Genomic DNA, 10,968 nt, shown 5'->3' with positions numbered 1-10,968 from the left:
AGCGGGCGGCCAAGGACCAGACCCGACCGGGTCGTGGCCGACAAGGCCTACTCCTCCCGGAAGATCCGCCACCTGCTGCGGCGCCGACGGATCAAAGCGACCATCCCCGAACGCCGGGACCAGATTGCCGGCCGCGCCCGCCGCGCAAGCCGCGGCGGGCGACCGCCGGCCTTCGACAAGACCGCCTACAAGCGGCGGAACGTCGTCGAGCGGTGCTTCGCCAAGCTGAAGCAATTCCGGGCAGTGGCCACCAGGTTCGACAAGCTGGCCAACCGCTATCGGGCCGGCGTCGTCCTCGCCTCGCTGATCCTGTGGCTGCGAGCCGAGGAGCAATGACCCGCCACAAGATCAATTGCGAAACACGGCCTAGTCTTCGGAGTGCCGCTGCGGGATCGGCGCATCGAAGACGTCGACGACGAACTCCGAGGTTCCGCTGCCCTCGTAGTCGACGTCGCGGTGGCTGTGGAGCAGCGTGTGGCCCCTCACCCAGCGGCCCTCGGCGCTGGCGCTGGCTGCCACCCTGAGGGCAGCACGAACGGGTCCCAGCCCAGGGTGCGGTTTCTTGCTCGTCCAGGTTTCCAAGAGCTCCACCTCCGCGGGGAGCTCCCACGAGCGCGGCTCGGCGCTGGCGGGCACCGAGACCTCATCGTTGCGAAGCTGGATCACCCAGTCGACATCGCCATCGCTGTCGCGCTCGTTCGACATGCGGATGCCCAAGCCGATCGAGTAGGCGCCTTCGAGGTAGTCTTCGAGCTCGTCGTCGACCCGGCTGAAGTACACGGCCTCGCGGACGAGCTCGATCGGCCCGAATCCCGTGAAGGCCCCCATCTCCAGCGGGCACTTCTCCTTGAGATACCGCTTCGTGGCCATCTGCACGGCCTTGGGGAGACCGTCCAGCACTGCCTGCAACGCAGCGTCGTCCCGGTCCGCCAGATAGTTGTTGAGGGAGCCAACAAGCTCGTCGGTCTGGCGGAGGTCTTCGCCTCCGAGCGTGGTGACCGCCTCCAGGCGATCGTGATCGCGGGGGTCCTTGCGGAGGGCGAAGACCCTGCTTCGCCCCGGGCTCGTGTGTGCGATGAACGAGTTGATCACTGCTCTGTCCTGTCAGACGTCTCATGAGCGGAGCCACCGCGCACGGTCGTGCGTCAGCGCCACCATAGGGATAGGAGAGTCCGCACAGTGACGTGTCGCTCGGACTACGGGTCCGTTCGCATGGTCGACCAGGCGGGGCCGTCAGGTCCGGCACTGGAGCCCGGGCCTGCATAGCGAGGGCAACGTACCACGAGATCACAGCGCTCCCAAAGCGCTGTTGATGGAGCACCTTTGGGCCTCCTGGTCGCGCCCTTGGCGACCGGTCGGCGCAGAAGGAGGGCCTGTGTCTTCGCAGTTCATGACCGTCAAGCAGACCGCAGAACACCTGAACATGTCCGTTCAGTGGGTCTACCGCGAGGCGCCCAAGGTCGGCCTCGTCCCGTACCGCTTCGGGAACGGGCGCAATGCGAAGCTGCAGTTCAAGGTCACCGAGATCAATGCCTGGGTGAAGCAGCAGCGGATGTCCGGCGGATGATGTCGGACAGCCCCACGTGTGGGGCCCTGTTCGGCGACGAACAGGGCCCCACACGTTTCAGGCCGCGAGCCCGAGGTCGAGGACCTGGGCGGCGTGGCCGATCGAGCCGGGCATCAGGTGCCGGTAGATCTTGAACGTGACGTCGATGCTCTTGTGCCCCATCCACTCCGCCACGTCGGTGATCGGGATGTTGTGGCTGAGGCAGTTCGACGCGAAGAAGTGCCGCAGACCGTAGAGCGTCATGCCCTCGGGAATGTCGACGTCACCGGCCCGCTTGATCCGGTCCCACTGGTTCTGCAGGTAGTAGGACGGGTACGGCTTCGCGATGTCCAGCGGATGGCGGAGCAGGTAGCCGTCGATGGTGCCGTAGGTGTCCGCGTACGAGAGCAGGCTCAGCCGGGTCCGGGTCGGCAGCGGGACGTCCCGGTAGTCACCCTCCTTGCGGTGCTTGAGTGGGGCGTAGTCCTTCGTTGTTTGGTTGACCTGCTCGGTGACCCGATAGACGTCGTCGGCGACGATGTTGTTGACGTTGACGGCGAGGGCCTCGCCGTTGCGGAGACCGCAGCCGCTCATCAGCTCGGCGACGAGGTTGAAGGTCTCGTCGCCGGCCTCGCGTATCGCGCCGAGCTGCACGAGCGAAGGGATGACCGCGCGCTTCGGGTCGTACTGGGGTGGGGTGACGCCGTCGAGCGGGTTCTCCGGGTAGAGACCGAGGCGGTGGGCGTCGAGCAGGATCGACTTGAGCTTGTCGAAGGCGTTGGCCTGGGTGGCCAGGCCAACGCCGTTGCGCTCCATGGTCCGGATGAAGGCGTCGACGACCTTGTGGTCGAAGGTGGCCATCCGACGGCTGTGGAACGCCGGGTAGAGGTGGTGTTCGAGGAGCGAGTCGAGGTGCCGCAGCGACGCCGGGGCGAGCGCGCGCTGGCCGGCCTTCCACTCCTCGGTGTACGTGCCGAAGTTCATCGCGCCGTACTTGCGATTGCGCTCGGCCTTGCTCTGGCTCCAGGGGTTCTCGCGCTTCGCCCGGTAGATCTCGGTGAGCCGGTCGATTGCCTTGTCCTGGGTAGCGAAGCCGGACTCCTCGGTCTGCCGACCGGAGGCGTTGCGGAACCGGATCACGTAGGTGTGCGGGCACTTCGACCACCGCGCCTGCGGGTGCTCGCAGGTCTTGAAGAAGGTGCCCATGCCGCGGGCCAGGGTCCTCGGGGCCATCGTCTGCGGTCTCCATCCCGTCCGATGCTGACGTTTTGCTGACCGCAGATGGTCCGCCACACCCCTGACCTGGGAAGAAACGCAAATCACGTGGTATGTGGTGGAACTTCATCGGGCGCACCCACGAGGACATCGCCCGGGCCCGGGCCGACTGGCAGGCCGCCGACGACCGTTTCGGCGCCGTCCACGGCTACCCGGGCGACCGCCTCCCCGCCCCGGAGCTCCCCGGCACCCCCCTCAAGCCGCGCGGCAACGCGCGCTGACCTGGCGTTCGCCAATCGGGGGTGCGGCGGCCGGGCCCACCGCACCCCCGGGCCGGCGCCCCCTCCGCCCGCCCGAAGCGCCCGTGCCGGGCTCGCCGCCTCCGGCCACCCGCTCACCGACACCCTCCGCCGATGCCGTCACCCACGGCCTGCATCCTGGCCAGGACCGAGAAGCCCGCGCATGTCGGCGTCTGAAGCGCGTTGCGGGAGACCGGGGTTGAGCAGGCAGGGCCGGATGGCACCCTGTCCGCTCACGCCCTCGGGCACCACGCTTCAGCCGCCCGTGGAGGGCGGGGGCTCATTCCTCGTCCACGAATTCGTGGCTCTGGCGGCGATAGGGGCCGGATACGGCGGCGAGGCGGTTCGGCGGCCAGAAGTCGGAACGCTCGCTCAGGCTCAGCTCGCCGTCCTGGCGAACCAGCCAGACGTCTTCGTAGTCGAGGTGCAGGACCGCGTCGCCGGGGACCTGCGCGAGGAGGGCGTCGGCCAGGCGGGCCATGTCGTCCTGCTGGCCGGAGGCGTCGGTGTCCTTGCCCAGTCGGAACGCGACCGAGACGGTCGGGGTGAAGACGCGGCCGCCGATCTGCGGATCGCCCCAGGGGGTGGGCTTGCGCGGGGTGACCCGGACCCAGGTGCCGTACGCCGTGACCGCGCCGTCCCCGACCAGCGCGTCAACGGTTGCGGGGGTGTCGAAGAGCCGCACCGACGGGGCGACGTCGGCGAGCTTCTGGGCGACCTGGGCCGTGGTCCACGGGGTCACCAACTCGAGGCTGTAGGAGATTGCCATGTCTTGTCCTTCTGCTCTTCTACGGGTAGAGGGAGACCACGTTGCCGGACTTGTCGATCACGGTGACCTCCTTCAGTCCGTCAATGGGCCAGTCGTTCAGCTGCTTGCGCATGGCGGCCACGTCGACCTCGCTGTCGGACAGGTTCAGAACGATACGATCCGCCTGTCCTTCGTCCACCTTCTTCTGGATCCCGGTGGCGATGGAGCGGGGGTTCTTCGCGGTGGGCGCGTAGCAGTCCATCACTTCGCCCTCGACCCGGTAGTCGGGGTTCTTGGTCGTACCGGCCACGTTGGGGTTCTGCTCGACCTTGTAGCCGTTCTTCGCCAGGATGTCGGCCGACTCGTTCTCGCGGGTGAACGCGCGCACGGTGGTCGGGTCCGCGTTCTTGGGGATGTTGGTGACGCGGCCCTCGGGCGTGGCGTTCGGGTCGGCGGCCTTGGAGGGCTGGGTCCGCATGTCCGGCGCGCTGCTCCCGCCGCCGCCCCCCTCGCCCTCCATGTGGACCCGGTCGGGCCCCATCGCGTCCTGGGCGATCTGGGTCGCGCCGACACCGGCGATGCCGAGGCCGGTGGCGATGACGCCGGCCGAGGCGACGTTGACGGGCACGCCGATGACGGCGCCGACGCCCGTCAGGTCGAGCCCGACGCCCAGCACCTCGCCGCCGGCGCCGAGCGTCGCGAGGGCGAGACCGCCCGCGATCTCGAGGGACGCGCCGGGGTCGTGGAGCATCGCGTTGCCGATGGAGGCCAGGTCCTCGACGGCGACCGTGCCGACGTCCTTGAGGAAGTCCCCGGCGTCGGAGAGGAAGTCACCGACCTTGTCCAGCCAGCCCGGTTCCTCCGGGGCCTTGTCACGACCCTTGGCGATGGTGTCGGCCGTGGTGTCGCCCACGGTCTTGACCTGGCTCCTCGCGTTGCTCAGCGTGTGCTGCGCGGCCGACCTGGTGCTGTCGCCGGGATCGGTGAACGGCAGTTCGTGACCGGCGTTCTTCTCCGCCGTCTCGTGGTCGGACTTGGCCTTGGCGCTCGCGGCCTGGCCCTCGTTCCACTGCCGGATCGCGTCCGAGGCCTGCCCCTGGGCCCAGACCAGGGTCGCCTGGTACGTGGTGAGGGCGGTGGCGGCGGCGTGGAAGCAGTCGCCCGCCTCCAGCCACTTCTGCGGCTCGCCCTCGAACGCGTCGCGGAACGCGTCACCGGCCTTCCCCGACCATCCCTCGGTGGTGTCGATCCGCTTGAGGCCCTCGCCCGTCGAGTGCAGGGTGTCGCCGTAGCTCTTCAGCCAGGCGGCGGCCGACGCGATCGCGTCCGGGTCACCCGGGACGAGGTCCTTCGGGTCGGACGTCTCTCCGAGTTCCTTCGCCATCACTTCGCCCCCGGGTCTTCGCCGTGGTCGCTGCTGGCGGTGCCGTGCATGTGCCCGGCGAGCTGCCCCTCGAGCTGCGCGTAGGCCTTCACGCTCGCGTTGAGGCGCTGGGACACCTGGGTGGCGTCCTTCCCCAGGTTCTCCACACCGATCTCCCAGCGGGTGCAGAACTTTTCGAGGACGTCGGCCAGATGGTCGTGGCCGATGTCCTCCTTCTTGGGGTCGAGGTCGCTGACCTTCTTGAACTGCAACTTCGCCAAGGTGTTGGTGATGCCCGACGCCGCCTTGTCCAGCGCGCCGAGATCGACCTTGAATCCCTCAGCCATCCGCTCTCCCCCATGCCCATTCGATCACGTTCAGATCAATGGACGTCAGGACGGCGTGTCCGGTTCTCCATGCCGCAGGTCAGGCCTATTGACCCGATCCGACATTCCCGACGAGGACCTCGACGACCTCGTCGGCGCCCTCGACCGCACCATGGCCGAGGTCCGCCGGCATGGCGTCATCCTCGACCGCCTCGGCTCCGAACTCGGCGACGAAACGGGGGCCCGCTCCACGGGGCCGGCCCCCGAGTCCGCAGACCGACCCGAAGCCGACCCTCCCCTGTTCATCCTCGCGATGGGCGGCGCCCGGTACGCGGCCGAGCCTGCCGAGCTCTCGTTCTGGGGCACCCACAGGTTCGGCCGCGGGCAGTCAGCCGGCGGCGGGTCAGGAGGCGAGTCGGAGCACCTGGCCCGGTAGCAGCAGATCGGCGTCGCCGCCGACCGTGTCACGGTTGAGGGCGTGCAGGGCGGGCCATCCGCCGGGGAAGCCGGTCTCCTCGGCGATGGCGCTGAGGGAGTCCCCCTCCTCCACCGTCCAGGTGTCGTCCGAACCCGGGGCGAAGTCCCGGCCACCGCTGCTCCCGGCGGCCGACGGGCGCGCCGGTACGGCGTGGGCGTGCGGGCGGGCCTGCACCGGTCGGTGGCCGCGGGCACCGGCCCCGGGACGGCCGGCGGGGCGCTCGGCGCCCCGGGCCAGCCGGGCACCGCACACCGGCCACGGCGCCAGGCCCCGCCGCTCGGCGAGGTGCTCGGCCACGGCGATCTGCTGTTCCCGCGTCGCCCGGTCCGCGCGCGGCGCGTAGGCGAGCCCGCCGTTGGCACGCCAGGTCGCCGCGTCGAACTGCAGGCCCCCGTAGTAGCCGTTCCCCGTGTTGGCGCTCCACCGGCCGCCGCTCTCGCAGCGTGCCAGCGCGTCCCAGTCCGTGCCCGTGCCCGTGCTCCCGGCCCCCGGCGCTCCGGCCGCGGGCGGCGCCCCCAGGGCGCCGAACACCGTGGCGAGGAGGAGGGCGGGCAGGAGGACGGCAAACAGACGGCGCACGGACGCGGGCACGAAGGACATGGAGGCTCCACAGCTCGGGGACAAGGACCCGGACACCGAAGCGCCGGTCCGCTATCCGTCCCACCTGAGGACGGCCCGCCCGCCGGCCGGGCCGTTCCTCCTCCGAGCGGCGGCCCGACGCCACTCCAATGCCAGCCGGCGGAGGGAGACGCGCCGAGGAGAGCGATGACGCCCGCCGGCGTGGTGGCGGTGCCGAGGTCGACCGGACTCCCCCTGCGAGGTGCCCGCCGGTAGGCTGCCCGCCATGGGCACGTTCGAGGCAGTCAACGAGGTCGTCCGCGAAGCGGAGAGCCAGCTCACAGACGGCACCTGGAAGCTCGTCGCCAGGGACTCGTCGCTCGCGGCGCAGACCGCCGAAGCCCTGCGGGAGGCCGTCGGTCCCGCCGAGGCGCAGCAGCGACTGCCGCGGATCGACCGGCTCGCCGCCCTGCGCGAGGCCGTCGCCACCCTCGCCCTGACCGTCGCCCGCACCCACGGCAATCTGGCCTGGTTCCTCGCCCGGTGCGCCAGCGCCCTCACCCCGGTCCTGCACTGGCGCGCCCTCGACGCGCCGGAAGGCCGCACCTTCGGCACGGTCCTGCCCGGTACTGAGGAGCTCGCCGACGCCGAAGCCGCCGTTCGCCGCCTCGCGGCGATGCTCGCCCGCATCGACCAGGCCACCTGACCACCCGACCGGGCCGCGAAGGCGAGAGGTGGTCCGGCCGGCGAAGGCTCCCCTCTCGCCGACCGGGTCCCCTCCCGGATGAACCCGGGTCACCTCTCGGACGGGCGGTACGGACCGTCGACCCGGCTCAGAGCTTCTCCAGCCTCCGGGCGGCCGCCTTCAACGACCGGCCGCGGCGCAGCTCCCCCTCCCAGGGGTCGTCGCCCTCCAGGCGCTCGCCGATGGTGGCGATGGTCCAGCGTTGCGGGGTGAGGTCGGGGTCGTCCAGTTCGCTCCAGCTCAGCGGGGTGGCGACCGGGGCGCCGGGCAGGGCGCGGACGGCGTAGGGGGTGACGGCGGTCTGGCCGTAGGCGTTGCGCTGGGTGTCGAGGTAGAGACGGCCCTTGCGGGCCTGTTTGCGCGCGGCGGTGGTGAGTTGGTCCGGGTGCCGGTCGGCTAGCAGGTCGGCCAGGTCGCGGGCGAAGGCGCGGACGTCATCGAAGGGAGCGTGGTGGTCGAGCGGGACCAGCACGTGCAGCCCGCGCGAGCCGGTGGTCATCAGGGCGGCGGGCAGGTCGAGTTCGTCGAGCAGTTCGTGCAGCCGGGCGGCGGCCCACCGGACCGACTCGAAGTCCTCACCGGGAGGATCGAGGTCGAGGACCAGCAGGTCGGGGTGGTCGGGCCGGTCGGCCTTCGACAGCCAGCGGTGCGGGGTGATGCACGCCTGGTCGACCAGGTAGAGAAGCGTGGCGAGGTCGTCACAGACCGGGTAGCCGACGGTGCCGCCCTCCTTGGGCAGTTCGGCGCGGTGGATCCAGTCCGGGAAGTAGTCGGGGGTGTCCTTCTGCATGAAGCGCCCGTCGCCGATGCCGTCGGGGTGGCGCTCCAGCATCAGCGGGCGTCCGCGCAGTTGCGGCAGGATGCGCCGGCCGGCCCGGCGGTAGTAGTCGGCGAGATCGGCCTTGGTGATGCCGTCCCCGGGGAACAGCTCCTTCTCCGCCCGCTTGATCTCGACGGTCCGGCCGCTCACGCGGATGCCGGTGGTGGTCATGGCGTGCCTCGCTCGCGGGTCATCCGTCGCCCTCCTCGGCGGCGACCTGCTTGAGGGTCCGTCCGCTGCGTGCCGAGCGGGCCCGTCGGGGGTCGGTCGTGGCGGCACCTCGGCTGCTGTGTCCGCGCCGGACCAGCAGCCACGCCTCCCGTTGCCCGTCGCCCTCCCGGAACCGGGTGAGTGCCCAGTCGCCGTGCAGCTTGTGGCCGTCCAGCCGGAACGAGGCGTGGCCGTGGGCGAGCGCCTCGGCGAACGGGACCTCGTGTCCGCGCTTGTCCGTGCTGCGGTTCCGGTAGCGGCCCTCGTCCCAGATGATCACGGTGCCGGCGCCGTACTCGCCCTCGGCGATGGTCCCCTCGAAGTCGCGGTACCCCAGGGGGTGGTCCTCGGTGGGCACGGCCAGGCGTTTGTCATGCGGGTCGCCGGACGGGCCCTTGGGGATCGACCAGGACTTGAGGACGCCGTCGACCTCCAGCCGGAAGTCGAAGTGCATGGTGCTGGCGTCGTGGATCTGCACCACGAAGGCGGGCTCCCCGCCGGCCCCGGGGCCGCCCTCACCGCTGGGCTCACGGGTCTTACGGAAGTCCCGTTTCCGGCGGTACTCCGCCAGCGTGTCCGCTCCGGGCATCGCCCTTCCTCCTCCCGGCTCCGCTCCGGCGCCTACCCCGCCGAGGTCGTCCGACACGTTCGGCGTGACGGCGCGGAGCCGGGACGGCGCAGCCCGGCGGGGCACCCGCCCCCGCGAGCAGCCGACGCCGAAGTCTTCGAACTCCGCGGCGGGCAGGGCGAGTTCCGCACCGACCCGCAGCCTCTTCCCCCGCTCCCCGGAGCGGGTCCGGGTGCTCAGGTGACCGGCGCGGGAGCGGGCCCCGGCCCGGGCAGCGGCCCGGGCTCCGGGTGAGGCTCCGGCCTCGGCGCGGGCGGCGGCGGGTCGGGTTCCAGCGGAGGCGGCCCGGGCGGAACCGGATCCGGACCACCGGGCGCGGGTACCGGCCCGGGCAAGGGGCCCGGCGCCGGGCCCGGCCCTGGAACCGGTGTGGGACTGGGGGGTACCGGATCGTTCGGTGGGGTTCCCACGATCACCGCTCCTCGTGACTCGGACGGGCACGTTCCGGAGGTCCGGCTACCCGGCCTTCGGGAGGCGACACCTCCGGCACCACACGGCGTCGACCGTCAGACCCGACCGGCCGGCTGTCGACCGGGACCGACGCCCTACCGGTGGACGAGGCGGAGCCCGCCCGGCCTGTCCGCCGGGCGGGCCCGCGGATCTCACGCCGACGGCACCGCCCGGAGCGCCGTCTCGCCCGCCGCCGGAGGGTGCTCGCGGTGCAGGCCCCGCCGGTCGTAGAAACGGGTCGCGCCGAATCCGAAGGCCAGCGCCCAGACCAGCCCGAGCCCCGTCATCGCCCGGCTGCGGGCGAGGCCCGCAGCCGCCGGCGCGTCGTCGTAGAGGATCGCGCGCATGCTGCCCGTGATCTGCCGCAGCGGCTCGAACGGGCCAGGAACCGGTAGGTACCGGGGCCGCTCACCGCTCGGCCGCCGCCTCGGCCGCGATCCGCTCGAACTGGGCGCCCATCGCCGCGGCCAGCGCCTGCGCGGCGGACAGCGGGCGCACCATCACCGTGAAGTCGTCGATCAGCCCGTCCTCGTCGACGTGCAGGAAGTCGCAGCCCTGGATCTGCTTCCCATCGACGGTCGCGGTGAACACGAGCGCGTGGTCGCGCCCGCCCGGGTCGGCGATCTCGCGGACGTAGGTGAAGTCCTCGAAGACGCGCATCACGCCCCGCAGGATCGCCGCCGTGATGGCCTTGCCCGGGTACGGCTTGAAGGCGACCGGGCTGGTGAAGACCACGTTCTCGGCCAGCAGCGCGGCCATGGCCTCGTGGTCGCGGTCCTCGACGGCCTTGCGGAATGGGTGCATGGGACGCTCCGACTCTATACTAATGAAGTTGACTAGGTGCGTCGGCGAGTATGCGGCAGGGCACCGCGGGGTGTCCAGAGCCCGCGCACGGAGGCCCGGATCAGCCCGCTCCCAACTTGCGATTAATCGCTTTGTTGACTAAACAACCAGGTGCTACGTTGACCGCATGGCTCTGCGGAACGCACTGATGGCAGCCCTTCTGGAGGGCGAGGCCTCCGGGTACGACCTGGCGAAGAGCTTCGACGCCTCGGTCGCCAACTTCTGGATGGCCACCCCTCAGCAGCTCTACCGCGAACTCGAGCGCATGGAGGCCGACGGACTGATCGCCGCCCGCGTCGTCCAGCAGGAGAAGCGTCCCAACAAGCGCCTGTTCTCCCTCACCGACGCCGGCCTCGCCGCCGTCCACGCCTACACCACCGAACTCCCCAGCAAGCCCAGCACCATCCGCGACGAACTCCTCGTCAAGATCCAGAGCGTCGACGCCGGCGACGCCGCGGCCGTCCGCGCCGCCATCGCCGAACGGATGGACTGGGCCCGCGCCAAACTCGCCCGCTACGAACGCCTCCAGGCCAAACTGCTCGACGGCCGCACCGAGGACCAGCACCTCGCCGGGGCGGAGCACATCGGCCCCTACCTCACCCTCCTGCGCGGCATGGCCTTCGAACGGGAGAACCTCGCCTGGGGCGAGACCGCCCTGCGCGCCCTCGACCTGCGGTCAGCCACCGGCGCCGACCGCCGCGCCCAGGCGCGCACCCGGTAGGAGCTGTTCAGGGTTCTC

The 10,968-nt window shown here is 71.1% G+C and carries 15 protein-coding genes and 1 pseudogene; 6 read left to right on the top strand and 10 right to left on the bottom strand.

The window, feature by feature from the left end; genetic code table 11:
- Nucleotides 1-336: transposase (locus ACIQI7_RS29465; RefSeq protein WP_401115667.1), on the top strand; the 336-nt coding region annotated here is incomplete at its 5' end.
- 30 nt (nucleotides 337-366) lie between these two features.
- Here the strand turns inward: ACIQI7_RS29465 and ACIQI7_RS29460 are convergent.
- Nucleotides 367-1,092 (bottom strand): hypothetical protein, encoded by a 726-nt coding sequence (locus ACIQI7_RS29460; RefSeq protein ID WP_401115664.1) that lies wholly within the window; start codon nucleotides 1,090-1,092, stop codon nucleotides 367-369.
- Between the two features lie 283 nt (nucleotides 1,093-1,375).
- On the opposite strand from ACIQI7_RS29460, the gene ACIQI7_RS29455 reads away from it, so the two are divergent.
- A complete protein-coding gene (locus tag ACIQI7_RS29455; RefSeq protein ID WP_401115661.1) occupies nucleotides 1,376-1,567 on the top strand; it encodes a helix-turn-helix domain-containing protein in 192 nt (63 codons plus the stop codon).
- A gap of 57 nt (nucleotides 1,568-1,624) precedes the next feature.
- On the opposite strand, the gene ACIQI7_RS29450 is transcribed toward ACIQI7_RS29455, so the two are convergent.
- The gene (locus tag ACIQI7_RS29450) at nucleotides 1,625-2,779 is read right to left on the bottom strand and encodes a tyrosine-type recombinase/integrase (RefSeq protein WP_401115658.1); all 1,155 of its coding nucleotides are present in this window, start codon (nucleotides 2,777-2,779) and stop codon (nucleotides 1,625-1,627) included.
- A 95-nt stretch (nucleotides 2,780-2,874) separates the two neighbouring features.
- Here ACIQI7_RS29450 and ACIQI7_RS29445 point away from each other — a divergent pair.
- Nucleotides 2,875-3,042, top strand: a pseudogene (locus ACIQI7_RS29445) (pirin family protein); the annotation flags it as partial.
- A 298-nt stretch (nucleotides 3,043-3,340) separates the two neighbouring features.
- Here the strand turns inward: ACIQI7_RS29445 and ACIQI7_RS29440 are convergent.
- Genes ACIQI7_RS29440 through ACIQI7_RS29430 form a run of 3 tightly spaced genes read right to left on the bottom strand, consistent with a single transcriptional unit; the run spans nucleotide 3,341 to nucleotide 5,518 of the window.
- Nucleotides 3,341-3,829 (bottom strand): SitI3 family protein, encoded by a 489-nt coding sequence (locus tag ACIQI7_RS29440; protein WP_401115655.1) that lies wholly within the window; start codon nucleotides 3,827-3,829, stop codon nucleotides 3,341-3,343.
- 19 nt (nucleotides 3,830-3,848) lie between these two features.
- Nucleotides 3,849-5,192, bottom strand: coding sequence for a putative T7SS-secreted protein (locus ACIQI7_RS29435; protein WP_401115652.1), 1,344 nt, complete (start codon nucleotides 5,190-5,192; stop codon nucleotides 3,849-3,851).
- Nucleotides 5,192-5,518 (bottom strand): hypothetical protein, encoded by a 327-nt coding sequence (locus ACIQI7_RS29430; RefSeq protein ID WP_387755556.1) that lies wholly within the window; start codon nucleotides 5,516-5,518, stop codon nucleotides 5,192-5,194. Before ACIQI7_RS29430 ends, ACIQI7_RS29435 begins: the two co-directional genes overlap by 1 nt.
- An 88-nt stretch (nucleotides 5,519-5,606) precedes the next feature.
- Between ACIQI7_RS29430 and ACIQI7_RS29425 the strand changes: the two genes are divergently transcribed.
- Nucleotides 5,607-5,933 carry an SNARE domain-containing protein gene (locus tag ACIQI7_RS29425; protein ID WP_401115648.1) on the top strand — a complete coding sequence of 109 codons (327 nt, stop codon included), beginning with the start codon at nucleotides 5,607-5,609 and terminating at the stop codon, nucleotides 5,931-5,933.
- Here ACIQI7_RS29425 and ACIQI7_RS29420 read toward each other — a convergent pair.
- Complete coding sequence (locus ACIQI7_RS29420; protein ID WP_401115645.1) at nucleotides 5,901-6,575, bottom strand: transglycosylase family protein; 675 nt, start codon at nucleotides 6,573-6,575, stop codon at nucleotides 5,901-5,903. The genes ACIQI7_RS29425 and ACIQI7_RS29420 overlap by 33 nt on opposite strands.
- 244 nt (nucleotides 6,576-6,819) lie before the next feature.
- Between ACIQI7_RS29420 and ACIQI7_RS29415 the strand changes: the two genes are divergently transcribed.
- Nucleotides 6,820-7,239, top strand: coding sequence for a hypothetical protein (locus tag ACIQI7_RS29415; RefSeq protein ID WP_401115642.1), 420 nt, complete (start codon nucleotides 6,820-6,822; stop codon nucleotides 7,237-7,239).
- A 127-nt stretch (nucleotides 7,240-7,366) separates the two neighbouring features.
- On the opposite strand, the gene ligD is transcribed toward ACIQI7_RS29415, so the two are convergent.
- The 4 genes from ligD to ACIQI7_RS29395 all read right to left on the bottom strand — a co-directional run bounded on the left by ligD (nucleotide 7,367) and on the right by ACIQI7_RS29395 (nucleotide 10,190).
- Complete coding sequence (gene ligD / locus ACIQI7_RS29410; RefSeq protein ID WP_401115639.1) at nucleotides 7,367-8,269, bottom strand: non-homologous end-joining DNA ligase; 903 nt, start codon at nucleotides 8,267-8,269, stop codon at nucleotides 7,367-7,369.
- Nucleotides 8,270-8,288: 19 nt separating this feature from the next.
- Entirely contained in the window at nucleotides 8,289-8,897 is a 609-nt protein-coding gene (locus ACIQI7_RS29405; RefSeq protein ID WP_401115636.1) for a DNA polymerase ligase N-terminal domain-containing protein, read from the bottom strand.
- A 641-nt stretch (nucleotides 8,898-9,538) separates the two neighbouring features.
- Nucleotides 9,539-9,733 carry a hypothetical protein gene (locus ACIQI7_RS29400; protein WP_401115633.1) on the bottom strand — a complete coding sequence of 65 codons (195 nt, stop codon included), beginning with the start codon at nucleotides 9,731-9,733 and terminating at the stop codon, nucleotides 9,539-9,541.
- A gap of 61 nt (nucleotides 9,734-9,794) precedes the next feature.
- Nucleotides 9,795-10,190: a nuclear transport factor 2 family protein gene (locus ACIQI7_RS29395; RefSeq protein ID WP_401115630.1), complete on the bottom strand. Its 396-nt coding sequence runs from the start codon at nucleotides 10,188-10,190 to the stop codon at nucleotides 9,795-9,797.
- Nucleotides 10,191-10,356: 166 nt separating this feature from the next.
- On the opposite strand from ACIQI7_RS29395, the gene ACIQI7_RS29390 reads away from it, so the two are divergent.
- Nucleotides 10,357-10,950 carry a PadR family transcriptional regulator gene (locus ACIQI7_RS29390; RefSeq protein ID WP_401115627.1) on the top strand — a complete coding sequence of 198 codons (594 nt, stop codon included), beginning with the start codon at nucleotides 10,357-10,359 and terminating at the stop codon, nucleotides 10,948-10,950.
- Nucleotides 10,951-10,968: the final 18 nt, after the last annotated feature.

It is taken from the genome of Kitasatospora sp. NPDC092039, from assembly GCF_044756065.1.
Lineage (GTDB): Bacteria > Actinomycetota > Actinomycetes > Streptomycetales > Streptomycetaceae > Kitasatospora.
This window is presented reverse-complemented; position numbering and strand designations above follow the sequence as displayed.